Origin of the sequence: Streptomyces sp. NBC_01591 (assembly GCF_035918155.1) — a bacterium.
Classification (GTDB): Bacteria; Actinomycetota; Actinomycetes; order Streptomycetales; family Streptomycetaceae; genus Streptomyces.
Map to the genome: position 1 here is coordinate 8,768,376 of NZ_CP109327.1, position 15,517 is coordinate 8,783,892.

Consider the following 15,517-nt stretch of genomic DNA (forward strand, 5'->3'; position numbering starts at 1 on the left):
TTGGAGGGGGATCAGATGAGGGTGATGTCCCAGTGGATGCCGCCGCTGCGGGGGATTTCGTAGACGTACTCGGCGGAGATCCCGTTGAGGGTGCCGTGCCAGCGGGCGTCGTTGCCCCGCGGGGCGCCCTTGCGCTGGGTGGTCTTGATCCAGTTGGTCACGCAGCGGCCCTCGTCACGGGTACGCAGGTCGAGCTTGTAACCGTTGGCGTGGGAGTGGTTGCCCCGGGTGCTGTGGCCGGACTCGGTGCCGCCGGTGATGACGATGGTGCAGCCGCTGGCCTTCTTCAGAGCGATGACGCCCTGGATGGTCCGGGCACGGACACCTGCCAAAGAGGTCCGCCCGACCGGGGCCTTGATACCGGCCGCGGCGAGCTGCGTGAGGGCCTGGCGCTGGGTCAGCCTACCGTTCGCCGGAGCGGGCGTGGTCGGGGCAGGCGTGGTCGGGGTGCTCGTCTTGGTTCCGTTGACGAGCTTGTTCCACGTCTTCGGGCCGATGATCCCGTCGGCGGTCAGGCCGTGGGACCGCTGGAACGCGGCAGCCGCGGCCTGGGTGGCCGGGCCGAACGCCCCGTCGACCGCGATGCGGTTGCCATACCCGGCCAGCTGCGCCTGGGCCGCCTTCACCGTGGATCCCTTCGAGCCCTGGCCAACGGTGCGGACCAGCTTGTTCCAGGTGTTCGGGCCGATGATGCCGTCGGCGGTCAGGCCGTGGGAGCGCTGGAACGCGGCGGTGGCGTTCCGGGTGTTCGGGCCGTAGATCCCGTCGGCGGTGACGGACTGGCCGCCCGCGGCCAGCAGGTGCTGGGCGGTGGTGACGTTGACGCCGCGCGTCCCGTTCTTGAGCAGCGGCCAGACGGCCGTGGACGGAGCAGATGGCGTCGTGGACGGAGCAGGCGGCGTCGTGGGCGGAGCAGGCGGGGTTGTCGAACCTGTTCCCGGGCGGGTGGGGGTCTGGCCGGGGCTGAGGTGGGCGAGTGCGCGGAGCTGGGTCAGTGTGCCCTTGTAGACGTTGATGTCGGCTTTGCCCCGCAGGCCGGGTACCGTCCCGTTCTCGGTGTACTGCCAGATCGACCAGTACCTGCCGCCGACGGGAGCGGGCTCACGCGTTCCGCTCTCGTAGCGGGGCTGCCACAGCGGGCTGTTGGCCAGGGCGCCGGTGTTGCCGCGCAGGCAGGTGTCGGCGAAGTCCTTCGAGGTGTAGACGATGGGGTTCACCCCGAACGCCTGACGGGCCTTGGAGAGGAACGCGGCGACCTGGGTGTTGTTCACCCCGGCCGGGCACCGGCCGCGGATCTTCTCCAGGTCGACCACCGGGGGAAGTTGCCCGGGCCGCTTGCCGTCGTAGCCGGCGGCCCGGGCCGTACGGACGAAGTGGTCGGCCTGGGCCACGCCGGAACCGGAGTCGTAGAAGTGGTAGGGCGCGGCCATCAGCCCGGCCTGCGAGGCGCCTGCGAAGTCACCGGCGAACTGCGGGTCGCGGTAGCCGGTGCCCTGGGTCGCCTTCTGGAACACGAACGAGTACCCGGCCCTCGCGGCTGCCGACCACTGGATCGGGTGGGAGTTGTGGTGGCTGGTGTCGAAGCCCTTCACGCTGTACGCGGCCGGGCTGTTCGCCTGCGCCTGCTCGTTGCCGGAGTAGCTGATCAGGCCAAATCCGGCGGCCGCGACCGCCACCATGGCACCCGCCTGAAGACCCGTCTTCTTGCTGATGATGCACACGACTTCACCCCTCGTCAGACCCACCGGCACACATCCGGAGGGCGATTCACACGGCGCCTTTGCGGCGTCGACGAGATGAAGATTCGGGGTACCGCCGTCCCACCGGTAGCCTGATCGCCATTCCAGCCGTACTGCGCCGTCCCGGCCGTCCCACAAGGCCCCTGACCTGCGAAAAGGAACGGCTCTGGAACACGACGATCACATCGGCACCAGGGGGAGACCTGTGCAACCCAACCAAGGCGACAATTCACCCGCACAGCCACTGCCGGAAGTCACCGCACTGCTCCAGGCACTACGGCAGGTCAAGACATCCAAGAACCTCTCCCTGGACGCCTTCACCCACGACACCGGCTACTCACGCTCCTCGTGGAACCGGGTCCTCAAAGGCACCGCGTTCCCACCCCGGGCAGCCGTGGAACGACTCTGCTCCCGCCGCGGCCTGGACAAGAACACCCTGCTCGGCCTCTGGGACACCGCCGACCAGGCCCGCCGCGCCGCAGACACCCAGGACGAAGCACCGTCCGAAGCAGCGCACGTTCCGGCACCGGCGGACTCCGCACCAGGCGTACCGGACCCCACACCGCCGACAGCCCTTGCACCGGACCCCACACCACCGACAGCAGCCCCAGACCCCACACCGTCGGCAGCCGCGGACCCCGTGCCGCCGACAGTCCCGGACACCGTTCCTGGCACCGCAGCTCCGAAACCCGCAGCGGCCACCCCGGCTCCCGCACCATCCACGCCCGGCCCGGCCGAACCGGCAAGGCCGGCCGCTGCTCCCCGAAGCAGGATCAAAATCCTCGCGCTGATCGCCGCTGCCCTCGCCGCGCTGCTGCTGGTCGGACGCTGGTACTCGGTCCACGAGACGAAGGACTCCGCCGTCTCCCAGCCCGAGACCGGCGGCGACAACCGCCCCGGCGACGACCAACCAGTGGCCGACGAAACCCCCGTGCCCCCGAAGAGCAGCACCGCACCGACCAAGACTCCGCCGGACGACGAGAAGAAGGACAAGGACCAGGACTCCACGGGCGAGGAGGACACGAACACGAAGCCACCGCGCCCCAGCAGTTCAGCCAAGGACCAGGCCTCTTCCCCGGCCTCTGCTTCTGCCTCTCCCAGTACGGCCGCCTCGCCCGGCGCCGCCGGCCGCGCCAGCTGCCGCTACAACTGGGACCGCACCCAGGTCATGGCTAAGGGCATGGTCGGCTCGAAGGTGAAGCAGATCCAGTGCCTGCTGAACTCCAACTACGACTACACACTCACCGTCGACGGCAAGTTCGGAGAAAGTACCGACGTCGCCGTACGTGCCGTGCAGAGCTGTAGCGGTCTCAATCCCGACGGCCAGGTCGGACCCCAGACCTGGAAGTACCTCGACACCCCCATGTCCGGCTGCGGCCACTGAGCCAGGTGCTGTTCGGTCCAGGCGCAATGGCTTGACGTGATGTGAGACTTGCAGCATGGATATGGGGCGTGAGTCGCGGTGGGAAAAGGACGCAATGACGGTGGAGATCGTTTTTGCTCTGGTGACTGCCGTCGTGCTGGCTGCGGCGGTCTTTGCCGTCGCTCTGGCTCTCGCACTGGCTTTTGGCGTCTCTGGTCCAGCGGGGAAGGGCGCGTTGGTGGGGGGTGCGCTGCTCGGAGCGGCGGCCGGAGTGTGGCGTCTGGTCCGGGTGCTGCGCCGGTTCGACGCACAGCGCCGTAAAGGTCACTGACCGCAGGCCTCCTCCTTGAGGTCGGTAGCCCACCGGCGGTTGTTCCAGCATGTGGTGCCGGAGGCACCCCCCGCGGCCTCAGGGTGGCGGTCGGCGTCGGCATGGCGACCGTGCCCTGGGCCCGCCGATGTCCCGGAGCCGGAATCTCCTGCGGCACCTGTTGCGTCATGCCCCGCGGGTTCTCCTGCGGTATCTGTTGCGCCCTCTCACCAAGGCGTCGGGTGTTTGTGCAGGTCACCATGCCTGTAGGGGCGTGGTCGGGGTGCTGGCATCCCCTCTGCGCACCCCCTGCTGCCCGAACTGCCGAAAGAGAAAGGGGTGGGGGTGGGGCGGGCGGGAGCGCCTCGGGGATCGGCGGCCGGCCAGTCTGTTCGGCCGCGAGGGGCACCCCACACCGCTGGGGGCGGCGTTCGCCGAGTACGGGCGCATCGACAAGACCATGCACCTGCTCGCCCTGGTCGACCCGGTGGACGACACCTACCGGCGCCTGATGAACCGGCAGCTCACCGTCCAGGAGTCACGCCACCGCCTGGCCCGCGCGATCTGCCACGGTGGCCGCGGGCAGATCCGCCAGGCGTACCGGGACGGCCAGGAGGACCAGCTCGCCCTCGGACTCGTCCTCAACGCCGTCGTGCTGTGGAACACCCGCTACCTGGACGCCGCCGTCGCCCAGCTCCGCGCGGAGGGCCACGACATCAAGGACGAGGACATGGCCTGGGAGTCTTCGCTTCTTTGTCTGGGGTGGTTCTCGGTTCGGTGTCCGGTCTTGGGTGCTGTGGGCCGGGCTGATTCGGTTTGTTTCATTGGGGTGTTGAGCGCTGATGACCGGGCGATGATGTTGGACAAGTCGTGAGGATTAGCTGGTCACTGGGTGAGGATTACCTGGTCAGGGGAGTGAGAGCTCCCACTGGGCACCTGCTGTGACCCGGGCTTCGCTTCCCTTCGCGGACGACACCTCCACCTCATGGGAGACGGCGTTCGCCAAGATCGAGGACCGTCTGCAGGGCACCGAACTGGCCGCCCAGGCCATCGGGCTGGTAACCACGCCCGGAGCCGGGCGTTTCGCGCCGCCTTGCCCGATCGACTGCTGGAGTCCGGCTGTCGGGAACCGACGGCTGTTCGAGCCGGCCGATTATCCCGAGCCCTCACAGGGCGCTTTCTGGTCATACAGCTTGTTGATCACGACGGAGGCGGGGCAGTGATCGTTATGCCGGTGGTCGAATTGATCACTGAACGAGGAGAACTCATGGCCGTTTTCACTGCCGCTCTGGTGGCCCGTCACAGCGACAAGCTCGTGTCCGTCACCGCCTCGGGGACCGAGGACGGCGCCGAGGTCGTCCAGTGGACCGACAAGAACAAGCCCAACCAGCACTGGAACCTGGTGGCGACGACGGGTGGCTACTACAACGTGATTGCCGTGCACAGCGGAAAGGCCCTGTCGGTCACCGCCTCGGACACCGAGGACGGCGGGACCGTCGTCCAGTGGACCAACAAGGGCAAGCCCAACCAGGAGTGGAAGCTCGTCCAGAAGGACGACGGGTACTTCTCCCTGGAGGCACGCCACAGCGGCAAGCTCCTGTCCGTCGTCGGCGAGGACACCGCGGACGGTGCCAAGCTCGTCCAGTGGACCGACAAGAACAAGCCCAACCAGCATTTCCGCCTCGGCTGAGCCACGCCTTCGGAGCCCCTGCCGGAAAGCACCCCGGCGGGGGCCCCGCTGCGAAATGGGCTCTTGGACGGAGTGGTCGCCGCGACTACGAGTGGGGCGGGAGTGAACGAAGCCACCGCGTCACGCCCACCGGCTGCGGCCAGCGCTTTCAGGTGAACCTGGCATTCGTGAAAACGGGCTCGACAGGAGCGATGCGGGCCACCCAATCCCGTCTCGGGTCACTAGCTGCTGACCGGTGACCAGGTGGGTACGTTGTTGGCGGCCCCGAGGAGATGGTGGTCGAGCCAGGCGAAGGCTTCGTCGAGTGTCGGGGCGGTGTCGCTGAGCGGGACGGTCAGCCCGGCGTGTTCAGGTGCGGGCCGGCTGCCGTTCTGCAGGCTCAGTCGCTTGGGCACGGTGAGCTGCTCGAAGTGCTTGGTGATCTGCCTGAGCGGGAACAGCGCATCGCTCCCGGCGTGGGAGATGAACGTCGCGGTGCCACGGGCATTGGTTTGCCCGACGTAGGAGAACGCAGCCCGCTGCATCGCCCACGAGGCGACATCGTCGGGGTTTTCTCCGGCCTGGAGGTCCGCGAGGATCTGCTGCGTGTCCTCATCGAACTTGTGCTTCACCGGTCCGCCGGTGAAGTTGGTCAGGTCGGCGACCGCGGCGAGGTGTCCGCGGTCGTTCTGGTGGCCGGCGACCAGGTCCTCCCACGTGCTCAGCGCGACGACGGCGTCCACACGGGCGCCAGGATCGTGCGCCGCGACGAGCTGGCTGATGAGCCCGCCGTAGGCCCTGCCGAAGAAGGCGATACGGCTCGGGTTGAAGTGCTGTTGAGCGTAGTCGATCACGGTCGAGCCGTCGGCCCAGTCCAGGGGGCCGGCCACGTCGATCGTCCCTCCGGAGGTGCACGGGCCGTCCATGTACCCGCCGCCGTGCACGTCTGCCGTAAGCCCGAGCCCGCGGGGGGTGTAGGCCAGCACGTGGTAGCCGCGCAGCGCCAGCTTGAGATACGTGTGCTCGAACAGGGGCCAGCCGGCAGGCGTCCAGTCGGACGGCACGATCACCACCGGCCGGGGCTCTGGGGCATTGAGCTTGATGGTGTGTGCCGACAACCGGATCCCGTCGGCGGAGGTGATGCGGGGGAAGCCGATGGTGGCCTTCTGCCGCACCTGCTCCGTGAGCCGCTGGAGGTCATCGGTCAGCAGCGGCTTTTCCGCCGCGCCTTGCAGCGTGGCGATCAGCGCATGGCCCACATTGACGGCTTTCGGGTCGAGCGAAGTCGGTGTCGCGAAGACACCCTGCTTCGCGATCCGGGCCACGTCTGCCGCGGTGACCGTGGTGGTCGCCTCGTCCTGTTCAACGCTCATGGAACATGCCCTCTCGATTCCGTCGACCGGATGCACTGAGCAGGCCGACGGGGCTTTCCGCCGGACAGCCCGACGTCTTCCAGATCATTTCTCGCTCTGCAAGAGCCTGACCAGGGCGTGCAGGGGGACACGACAGCGCACCCACGTCCACCGCGCGCCCCCACCCAGGACCAATGGGCAAGCGCTCCCCACCGCGGCTTCTGCGAAGTCGCGGGGATCGGCGGCGGCCCGGCGCTCCTGACCGACTGGATGGCCGCACGCCGCATGGACGTGGTGATCCTCTCCGAGGACGGCCCCGACTGGTGACCGACCGCTTCCACTGGCCCCGCGCTACCAGCCCCGGGGCTGGGGCGATGAACTGCGCCGCCGCCTGCACAACGCGGGCCTCTCCGTATGGGAACTCGCCGACCTCCTCGGCGTCCACGAGCACGACGTCACCATGGACGCCCTGCCTAACCAGCCGCTGCACGTCGTCCTCGAACTCGCCCGGCGCCTGGACCTCCACCCCGCCGACCTCACGCCGTACGCCAGGGGCATTGCATAGTCGCGATCGGTCCGGTTCGTCTGCCTCATGCGTGACGTGGCGTCATGTCCCGGCCTGGTCTGAGATGCCCCCGGGAAGCAGAGCAGGCACGGTGCCGGTGATCATGTGGTTGTCGAAGACCCATGAGAACCGAGCGAGACCGTGCCTGCCCGGACATCATCGCCCATGCCCGCCGGGCTGGGGAATCTGGCCCTCCCGAACCTCTGCGCCACTACGCAGGACGCCGCTGACCTGCGACGCTTCCTAGTCTGGGTGCCCGATCCGCGTGGCCTGCGAGGACGACGGTATCCGCTGCTCCCCCTGTTGTGCGCGGCCGCGGCAGCCGTCCTGACCGGTGCCCGGTCTCTCATCGCGATCGGTGAATGGATCGGCGATGCCCCGCAGCCCGTCCTGGGTGTGCTCGGCTTCCCGGCCGACCGTTCACCGGCATCCGGCCGGCGCCGCACGCCGCCACCGTCCGTCGCCTGCTCCAACGCGTCGACGGCGACGCGCTGGATGCGGCCATCGGTGCTTACCTCCAGGCCAGAACGCCACGGCCGGAAGAGTCCGAGCCGCCGCCGAAGCCGGCTCTGCGGGCGATCGCGGTCGACGGCAAGACAGTCCGCGGCTCCCGCACCGCCACGACCACTGCGGTCCAGCTGCTGGCCGCGATGGACCACCACGGCGTGGTCCTGGCCCAGCGTCAGGTCGCCTCCAAGAGCAACGAGATTCCATCTTTCCAGCCACTTTTGGACACCATCAACGTGGAGAACACCGTGCTGACCGGCGACGCCCTGCACACCCAACACAGCCATGGTGCGTACCTCCGCCGACGACTACCTGGCCATCGTGAAGAAGAACCACCCCGGACTGTATGCGCAGGTCACCAAGCTGCCCTGGGCCGAGATCCCGCTGGACCACCGCACCCGGGACCGGGCCCACCACCGCGACGAGATCCGTCGGATCAAGGTCGTCGCCTTCCACCACCTCGGCTATCCCGGCGCCCGCCAGGCCATCCAGATCGTCCGGTGGCGGCGCGAGCTGAGCACCGGGAAACTGACCACCGAGCGCGTCTACGTGATCACCAGCCTCGACGTCTTCGACGCGACACCGGCCCAACTCGCCACCTGGATCAGAGGCCACTGGGGCATCGAGAACCGCCTGCACCACGTCCGCGACCGCACCTTTTGCGAGGACGACTCCAAGGTCCGCACCGGCCACCTGCCCCGCACCATGGCCGGCCTGCGCAACCTCGCCATCAGCGTCTTCCGCCAGAACGGCGAGACCAACATCGCCGCCGCCCTCCGCCGCACCAGCCGCGACTACCACCGGCCGCTGTCGACCCTCGGCCTCACGTGATCAACCCGGACAGATCGCGATCAGGCAACGGCCCTGGCTAACTACCCTCTAGCCTATTGGAGTTGACAAGCGAACCGAACAAGGACGAAATGTCATGATGCCACAGGAACGTCAAGAGCAGGAGATCCCCCGCGTCTCGATGACTGACGAGGAGATCGAAGCGGCGAACCTGAAGACGCCCCCCCTACTCAACAGCAACATCAAGCTGATGGAGTACACGCCGGAATGGGCCGCCGCGTTCGCGGAGGAGGCCCGCCGGATGAGCGACGAGCTGGGCGCGCTGCCACACCGGATCGAACACACAGGGTCCACCTCGGTACCCGGGTTGCCCGCCAAACCGGTCATCGACATCCTGCTGATCGTTCCCGACTCCGCCGACGAATCCGCCTACGTGCCCAGCCTGGCTCCCCTCGGTTACGCGCTCGCGGTCCGGGAGCCCGATTGGTATGAGCACCGCGTCCTGCGCAAGCCCGACCTCGCGCCCAGTGCCGAATCAGCCAATCTGCACGTGCTCTCCACCGGCTGCCCCGAGATTCAGCGCATGATCCTTTTCCGCGACTGGCTGCGCGCCCACACGAACGATCGCGACCTCTACGCCCGAACCAAAAGGGACCTCGCACAGCGGACATGGACGTACATGCAGCACTACGCCGACGCGAAGAGCGAAGTCATCGCGGACATCCTCGAACGTGCCATGAGAGCTGAACCTCCCAGCGCCCATGGCAGCTCATGAAAGGTGATCTCAGCCTGCTGCGGGAGCGGAATTTCCTCCTGTTCTTCCTCGCCCGCACATCGTCCCTGACGGGCAACGTCATCGCACCGCTGGGCCTCGCCTTCGCCGTGCTGGCCTTGCCTGACGGCTCCCCGTCCCAACTCGGACTACTGCTGGGGACCCGCACAGTCGCTCAGCTCGGTCTGATTCTGCTGGGCGGAGTCCTCGCGGACCGGTTCCCCCGCCAGCGTCTGATCATCGTGGGGGAGACCGCCGCCGGATGCTCCCAAGCGCTCACCGCCGCCCTGTTTCTGCACGGCAGCGTGCCGATGAACCTTCTGATCGTCCTCGCCGCCGTCAACGGCGCGTCCTCCGCTGTCAGCCAACCAGCCGCCACCGCGCTCGTACCCCAGCTCGTCGACGCCGAACGCATTCAGCCTGCGAATGCGTTGCTGCGCCTAGCGGCCAACCTCTCGCGTATCGGAGGCGTGTTCGCCGGCGGAGTACTCGTCGCGGCCGTCGCGCCTGGCTGGGCCTTGGCGGCCGACGCCGCCACCTACTTCCTGTCCGCCGTGCTGCTGATGTTCAGCCGCCCTCGTACGGCATCGCGGGCACTCACCGCGACAGAGGCGCCGACCAGTCTCCTCAGCGAACTGCGCAGCGGCTGGACAGAGTTCTCCTCCCTGCGCTGGATGTGGCCGGTCGTAGGCCAGTTCGCCATCGTCAACGCCTCCTTCGGAGGAGCCATCATGGTGTTGGGCCCGGCGGTGGCCAAGCAGGAGCTGGGCGGGGCGGTCGCCTGGTCGGTCGTTCTCGGCGCCCACTCGGCCGGTTTCGTCCTCGGCAGCCTGATCGCGATCCGCATCCGTCCCCGTTACCCCCTGCGTACGGGCGTTTTCGTCACCTTCGGCTTCTTCCCGGCCTACCTGTTCCTCGCCGGGGGCTCCCCAACCTGGCTGATCGCCACCAGCATGCTGGTGGCTGGCATCTGCATTGATGTGTTCGAGGTCCTGTGGAGAACCACGGTCCACACTCATGTTCCCGAGCAGTCCATGTCCCGGATCAGCTCATATGACTCGCTGGTCTCCTTTATCTGCACGCCCCTGGGCCTCGCCGTGGCAGGCCCGGTGGCTGCTCACATCGGCATAGCCGAAACACTCCTGCTCAGCGGTGTACTCGTCCTCCTGGCCAGCACCATCCCTCTCCTCCTCTCGGCCGTCCGCAACCTCCCGGCTCGTTGCACTGTCCCGGAGCATGTACCCGAATAAGAGCTCGCAGAGGATCAATATGCCTTGACCACCCCACAGCTGGTCATCAGCGACGCCGCTTCAGCCCACCCGAAACGGCGAGGTTAGCTGTGGTCGGCCAGGGCCCAGGTCGTTGCCTGATCGCCGACAACCACATGATCACCGGCACCGTGCCTGCTCTGCTTCCCGGGGGCATCTCAGACCAGGCCGGGACATGACGCCACGTCACGCATGAGGCAGACGAACCGGACCGATCGCGACTATGCAATGCCCCTGCGCCGTACGCCGAGGCCGTCTACCGCCTGCCCCGCTACCGAGACGCCGAGCACCCGCCCGAGGACCCCGGCGCCGACGATCGTTATCTAGGTCTGTCAACTATCCCTAGAAGTCAGGTCGTTGCTTGCTTGTCAGGCAAGTAAGGCAAGTTAGGTGTCCTCCCCGGCTAACTCGAAGGACATGGGGGTGAGCCCAACTGACGGACTGCGGCCCCGTAACCGTCTGCCAGCCTCGTAGTTACATCCGCTATGAACACCACACACCGCATCATCGGGGCCGTGGCCCTGTCCCTCGGCGCACTGGCCGCCACCGCACCCGCGCACGCTGACGACGGCTCCAACGGCCCTGCCTACCTGCGGATCGACGCGTCCGATGTAGCGGGCTACTGGGACGCCATCGTCGATTCGCCGCCGGAGTAGCAGAAAGGAATCTCCCGCACGATGGTCAACGACAACCCCCGCTGACTATCAACCGGTCAAAACCGTTCAGGCCCCCGCGCGAATCCGCCGGGGCCTGAGCCCTGTGCGCCGGGCGAGTAGCGTGGTTCCCATGCGACTGACGTTGCCCTTGCCGAAAACGTCATCCATTGAGGTCATGCGGCATGTCGGTACTCGTGGAGAATGCCGCCGAGGCGATCGCGGCGGCGTATGTCGAGGCGGGCGATCTCGTCCGGAACAGTGATCGGCGTGGGCAATGGATACAGCGGGCGGGCATTCGCGATGCCCTGATGCGGCCGATGGGAGTTGTAGAACTGTTCGATCGCGCGCAAGGCGTGGAGCGGCACTGTCACGTTGACTGACCGGCCTGGGATGATCTTCTGGTTGGTCGTGCTGGGAGGGGGCGTCCGTGGACAGCGCGCCGCCGTCGTACAGGGGGCACCGGTACCCGGTGGAGATCATTGCGCACTGCGTGTGGCTGTGCTTCCGTTTCCTGCTGTCGTTCCGCGAGGTCGAGGAGCTGATGCTCGAGCGCGGCGTGATCGTCTCCCACGAGACGGTCCGCCGCTGGTGTACGAAGTTCGGGCAGGCCTACGCCAACGGCCTGGGCCGCCGGCGTGTGCAGCCGGGCGACAAGTGGCACCTGGACGAGGTCTTCCTCAGGATCAACGGTGAGCTGAAGTACCTGTGGCGGGCCGTCGACGCCGATGGCAACGTGCTCGACATTTTGGTCCAGAACCGGCGGGACACCGCTGCGGCCAGGCGGTTCTTCCGCAAACTGCTCAAGAAGACCTGCTCGGTGCCGAGGGTGGTTGTCACCGACAAGCTGCGCTCCTACGGCGCGGCCCACCGCGAGGTCATGCCCTCCGTCGAGCATCGCTCCCACAAGGGTCTGAACAACCGGGCCGAGAACAGTCATCAGCCGACGAGGCAGCGCGAACGCGCGATGAAGGGCTTCCGCAGTACCGGCGGGGCCCAGCGGTTCCTGTCCGCGTTCAGCGGCATCTCACCGCACTTCCGACCACGCCGCCACCTGATGACCGCCACCGAATACCACACCGAGACGACCACCCGCTTCGCCATCTGGGACGAGATCACCGGCGCCACCGACCAGCCCATCGCAGCGTAAGCCAAGCCCCCCCACCCGACCCCTACACACCCTGACACGCCCTCAATCGATCAACACCGCACCAACGTGACAACGCCGGCGTCAATACCCGAACCAAGAAGATCATGCGGCAGATGCGCGGCCGAGCAGGATTCGACCTCCTCCGTCACCGCATCCTCCTGCAATAAGGAGAACGCACCGTCACCACCGACGAACAGAGCCGCTCGTTTGACAGACCCCTACCAAGCACGAAACTCGCGCGCCCTCTCACGAGGCCAGGGCAGGCTCGTCACCGCTGGCCGACTATCTGCTCAGCCTCTATCTGCACGACATCGGCGTGGTCCTGGACGAGGCTGTGCGAACACCTCAACTGCTTGCTGTCCGCGGTCGCGGGTACAGCCTGACTGCGTCTGGGGCGAATTTTCCGAGACCGACGACATTGCTTGCGTAGCTGATGGAGATCTGGATTCCCTCGATATGGCTCAGTGGAGTGATGTCAATCATGGAAGTTCGTGCCGAGCGACAGTTAATGAAGAAGCTTTCGAGATTTGGGAAGAGGTCCGGGACTAGATCCAGCTGTATTTCTGAATTTGGGAGAAGGCGGAGATAGGTGATGCTGGGCATTGGGGCGGCGTGGTTGAGGTCGTATTCTGAAATGCACAGCTCAGTCAGGCGGGGGAGCGTGGAAAGTTCTTGCCACTCTCCGCTGCTGGGTGCGGCGTTAATTACTAACTCCTGCAGTTGCTGCCACCTGGAGATGCCGGCCAAGCGTGTGCCGACCCAGCCGCCAAGCTCTAGCCGCGTCAGACCTTTGGGTGCTGGCAGTTCCGCCAGGGTTTCCCAGGGCAGACGCGTGTAGAGGGTAAGATTGGTTATTTTGGGCAGGGAATCCAATGCGTCAAAGGAGAATTCGTCCGGTAAGTGAAGGAGGCTCAAATTGAGCAACGGAAGTCCTGCAAGTTCTTCTATCTCTGTGATTTGGGTGCATTCGGAGATGGTTAGTTCCTTTAGGGCTGGCAATCCGCGAGCGAAATTTAAGTCTTGGAGTAATTGGCCGGAGTAGATCCGCAGAGTTTCGGTGTGTTCAGGTGAGAGGTGTTCGACGATCTCGCCTGCGGTGAACTTCCCTCGGAAGGCGACGTTGGTGATGGGTTTCAGGAGTCGCAGCGCGTTCAGCTGATCAGCGGTGTGTACTTCCAGAAACAGACGTTCCTGATCCGGAAGGGGGAGCAGTAAGTCGCGGGCGTATTGATCAGCCTCGAAGTGCTCCCAGCGCCGGAATAGCGCGGAGGGCGTTGCGTCAGAAGGCATGGACTGTACGAAGCGGTAGAGGAAGGCGTAGGCCTGGTCGCCGCCGATGGCGGCTGCAGTTTCGATGACGGGACCCACTTCATCGTCTTCCAGGCCTTGGGGCCCCGGCAGCAGCTCCAAGACGCCCGGCCCCAGCGCGGCAAGCGCCTCCGCCTCCTCCGCGGAGCGGGGAGGCATCAGGACACGCGCACGCTGTTCGACCAGTCTGCGAGTGTCGGGCTCGATTTCGGTCGCGTAGTACAGGCTGGCTGCCGCCAGGAGGTGGAGCCTGGGACGGTGCTGGTTCTCAGCATCACCGCGTTCGACGAGGCGCCGTAGCAGATCGGCGCTTTCGACTGGCCTGGCGTGGGTGGCAGCCATGCGTACGACGTCCTCCCACTGGTCATCGTGGGCGTTGTTGACCAGGAGTGGGAAGTCGTGGGCTTCGATGGCGGCCTTGGCCCCGAGGTAGTCCTGGAAAGTGCGGTGCACGAAGTCGATGGTGTCCATGGTGGGCTGGCGCAGGAGCCCGCTGCGTCCAACCAGGTGAGTCAGAACCTGGTCGGCAGTGCCTTGCTCGGCCACGGCCTGCATGGCCGGCAGCGCGTCACTGACTAGGGCCAGCGCGGTTGCCCGGCCCATCTCTGTCTGGCGGTTGCGGATGAGCCAGTAGGCCAGACGCTGAAGAAGCTGGACGTTCTGGTGCTCGGTGAGCTGAATGCCCTCTGGGACGTCGATGCTGCGCTCAAGGTCACGGCGCACGAGGAGCATCGACAGTGCTGCCTCGTAGAGCTCCATACGACTATGAGGCAGATGACCGCGGCGGTCCCGGTGCAGCGCACAGATAAGCGCACACATCAGGGGAGTGCTGGACAACTGTGCCAGGTCACGCTGAGCACGTACCGTCACCAGGAGCACTGCTTCGAGATCACGCAGCTGCGAGCGTTCGGTGTCGGTCGCCGCACTGTGCCGGGCAGCGGTATGCCACCGACCGACGAACATGCCCGTGTCAGCGGCACTCATGGGCCGTACGGACAATTCGGTGAAGCGCGACGAAGCCAGCCAACCTTCGGGAACCGCTGACGGCCGGGTGGTGACCACAAAGTATGCGTCCTTGTAGGCCGCCAAGAGCTGTTCAAGCCAGTCCCGTGTGGCAGCCCGATCCTCCTGGGGGACTTCGTCGATGCCGTCGACCAGGACCAGGGCCTCACCTCTGGCGAGCACGCCATCGGCCCATCCCTCAGGCTGGGAGCTGGCCAGAGGTGTTCCGACCGCAGAGAGGAACTCATGTGGCTCCGGAAGGGGCCCACGCCGCACCAGTGTGCGCAGCGGCAGGACGAACGGAATCTTCCCCCGCCAGTCCGCCAGTTCATCCGGCAGCTCATCGCGCGCTGTGGCGACAGCCAACCACTGCAGCAGCGTTGTCTTTCCGCTGCCGGCGAGCCCTCGCAGAAGTACCCGTCGACAGCTGGCCAACGCGTTCTCTGCACGCTTCACCACAACGGATGGCCGGTCCGCCTCCTCGCTACTCGAAGGCCAACTCTCTGGCTGCTCCGCCAGTTCCAAGCTCAAGTACGCCGCGTCCAGCGGCCAGTGTGCACGTTCTGGCCGGCTCAGGTCCAGCCCTACGACAGTCAGCCGGGAATGCCGCTCCGCGACGTAGCTGAGGTACCGCTCCTCGAACGAAGGCTGCACCGTCGGCCGCACCGACCTACGAAGCACTCTTCTCGGAGAGCCCTCCCCCACCTGCGGCATGCACGCGGCGGCGCGGCGTAAGGCCAGCAACGGGACTACCTCCGTACCCAGCGCCTTAGCCAAGATCACCAGCGTGGCCTCGGATGGCACCTTATGACCGCTCAGCGCTTGGCTGACCGTTGTTCGCCCTAGCCCTGTCCGCTGCTGCAGCCCAGCCATCTGCAGGCCTCGCTGTGTCTTAAGGGTGCGCAGCCGCAGCGCGAGCTCCGCCAACGGATCCTCGTGCACCTCCTCCATGTCCTGCTTCTCCTCTCTTGGGCGACCGTCTTCATTCATCTTTGTTCGGCCTGAACCCCTGTGAACACCAAAACCGCGAAGTTCATCGAAGTCGCCGTCGTCAACCACCTCGGGAAGAA

At 66.4% G+C, this 15,517-nt stretch carries 14 protein-coding genes and 3 pseudogenes; 14 read left to right on the plus strand and 3 right to left on the minus strand.

Translation table 11 applies throughout. The features are described 5' to 3' along the window. Positions 1–11: 11 nt before the first annotated feature. Positions 12–1,721 carry a GH25 family lysozyme gene (locus OG978_RS40620; protein ID WP_326763258.1) on the minus strand — a complete coding sequence of 570 codons (1,710 nt, stop codon included), beginning with the start codon at positions 1,719–1,721 and terminating at the stop codon, positions 12–14. Between the two features lie 223 nt (positions 1,722–1,944). On the opposite strand from OG978_RS40620, the gene OG978_RS40625 reads away from it, so the two are divergent. From OG978_RS40625 to OG978_RS40645, 5 genes and pseudogenes are all read left to right on the plus strand, one after another. Then, positions 1,945–3,123: a peptidoglycan-binding protein gene (locus OG978_RS40625; protein WP_326763257.1), complete on the plus strand. Its 1,179-nt coding sequence runs from the start codon at positions 1,945–1,947 to the stop codon at positions 3,121–3,123. A 55-nt stretch (positions 3,124–3,178) separates the two neighbouring features. Beyond that, positions 3,179–3,433, plus strand: a complete 255-nt coding sequence (locus tag OG978_RS40630) for a DUF6332 family protein (RefSeq protein WP_326763256.1) — start codon at positions 3,179–3,181, stop codon at positions 3,431–3,433. Positions 3,434–3,815: 382 nt separating this feature from the next. Continuing rightward, a pseudogene (locus tag OG978_RS40635) lies at positions 3,816–4,163 on the plus strand (Tn3 family transposase); the annotation flags it as partial. Positions 4,164–4,353: 190 nt separating this feature from the next. Next, positions 4,354–4,635, plus strand: coding sequence for a hypothetical protein (locus OG978_RS48560; RefSeq protein ID WP_442817628.1), 282 nt, complete (start codon positions 4,354–4,356; stop codon positions 4,633–4,635). Positions 4,636–4,679: 44 nt separating this feature from the next. After that, entirely contained in the window at positions 4,680–5,102 is a 423-nt protein-coding gene (locus OG978_RS40645) for an RICIN domain-containing protein (RefSeq protein ID WP_266767452.1), read from the plus strand. 221 nt (positions 5,103–5,323) lie between these two features. On the opposite strand, the gene OG978_RS40650 is transcribed toward OG978_RS40645, so the two are convergent. Continuing rightward, positions 5,324–6,454 (minus strand): alpha/beta hydrolase family protein, encoded by a 1,131-nt coding sequence (locus tag OG978_RS40650; RefSeq protein WP_326763255.1) that lies wholly within the window; start codon positions 6,452–6,454, stop codon positions 5,324–5,326. 117 nt (positions 6,455–6,571) lie between these two features. Here OG978_RS40650 and OG978_RS40655 point away from each other — a divergent pair, with 117 nt between their 5' ends. From OG978_RS40655 to OG978_RS40695, 9 genes and pseudogenes are all read left to right on the plus strand, one after another. Further along, positions 6,572–6,760 (plus strand): hypothetical protein, encoded by a 189-nt coding sequence (locus tag OG978_RS40655; RefSeq protein WP_326763254.1) that lies wholly within the window; start codon positions 6,572–6,574, stop codon positions 6,758–6,760. 403 nt (positions 6,761–7,163) lie between these two features. Next, a pseudogene (locus OG978_RS40660) lies at positions 7,164–7,391 on the plus strand (transposase family protein); the annotation flags it as partial. Further along, positions 7,361–7,747 (plus strand): annotated as a pseudogene (locus OG978_RS40665) (hypothetical protein); the annotation flags it as partial. The pseudogenes OG978_RS40660 and OG978_RS40665, both read left to right, overlap by 31 nt. 43 nt (positions 7,748–7,790) lie before the next feature. Beyond that, positions 7,791–8,336: an ISAs1 family transposase gene (locus OG978_RS40670; RefSeq protein WP_326763253.1), complete on the plus strand. Its 546-nt coding sequence runs from the start codon at positions 7,791–7,793 to the stop codon at positions 8,334–8,336. A gap of 94 nt (positions 8,337–8,430) precedes the next feature. Further along, positions 8,431–9,069 carry a GrpB family protein gene (locus OG978_RS40675; RefSeq protein WP_326763252.1) on the plus strand — a complete coding sequence of 213 codons (639 nt, stop codon included), beginning with the start codon at positions 8,431–8,433 and terminating at the stop codon, positions 9,067–9,069. Beyond that, on the plus strand, positions 9,066–10,316 hold the full coding sequence (locus tag OG978_RS40680) for an MFS transporter (protein WP_326763251.1): 1,251 nt from the start codon (positions 9,066–9,068) through the stop codon (positions 10,314–10,316). Before OG978_RS40675 ends, OG978_RS40680 begins: the two co-directional genes overlap by 4 nt. Before the next feature lie 503 nt (positions 10,317–10,819). Next, on the plus strand, positions 10,820–10,990 hold the full coding sequence (locus OG978_RS40685; protein WP_326763250.1) for a hypothetical protein: 171 nt from the start codon (positions 10,820–10,822) through the stop codon (positions 10,988–10,990). 182 nt (positions 10,991–11,172) lie between these two features. After that, positions 11,173–11,370, plus strand: a complete 198-nt coding sequence (locus OG978_RS40690; protein WP_326763249.1) for a hypothetical protein — start codon at positions 11,173–11,175, stop codon at positions 11,368–11,370. 47 nt (positions 11,371–11,417) lie between these two features. Beyond that, a complete protein-coding gene (locus OG978_RS40695; RefSeq protein WP_326763248.1) occupies positions 11,418–12,137 on the plus strand; it encodes an IS6 family transposase in 720 nt (239 codons plus the stop codon). A 345-nt stretch (positions 12,138–12,482) separates the two neighbouring features. Here the strand turns inward: OG978_RS40695 and OG978_RS40700 are convergent, their stop codons facing one another. Beyond that, positions 12,483–15,506, minus strand: coding sequence for an NACHT domain-containing protein (locus OG978_RS40700; protein WP_326763247.1), 3,024 nt, complete (start codon positions 15,504–15,506; stop codon positions 12,483–12,485). Between the last annotated feature and the right edge of the window lie 11 nt (positions 15,507–15,517).

Coding starts and splice junctions, on each gene's coding strand:
- OG978_RS40645 (WP_266767452.1), top strand. CDS start 4,680: ATGGCCGTTTTCACTGCCGCTCTGGTGGCCCGTCACAGCGACAAGCTC.
- OG978_RS40675 (WP_326763252.1), top strand. CDS start 8,431: ATGATGCCACAGGAACGTCAAGAGCAGGAGATCCCCCGCGTCTCGATG.
- OG978_RS40690 (WP_326763249.1), top strand. CDS start 11,173: ATGTCGGTACTCGTGGAGAATGCCGCCGAGGCGATCGCGGCGGCGTAT.
- OG978_RS40650 (WP_326763255.1), bottom strand. CDS start 6,454: ATGAGCGTTGAACAGGACGAGGCGACCACCACGGTCACCGCGGCAGAC.
- OG978_RS40685 (WP_326763250.1), top strand. CDS start 10,820: ATGAACACCACACACCGCATCATCGGGGCCGTGGCCCTGTCCCTCGGC.
- OG978_RS40670 (WP_326763253.1), top strand. CDS start 7,791: ATGGTGCGTACCTCCGCCGACGACTACCTGGCCATCGTGAAGAAGAAC.
- OG978_RS40680 (WP_326763251.1), top strand. CDS start 9,066: ATGAAAGGTGATCTCAGCCTGCTGCGGGAGCGGAATTTCCTCCTGTTC.
- OG978_RS40630 (WP_326763256.1), top strand. CDS start 3,179: ATGGATATGGGGCGTGAGTCGCGGTGGGAAAAGGACGCAATGACGGTG.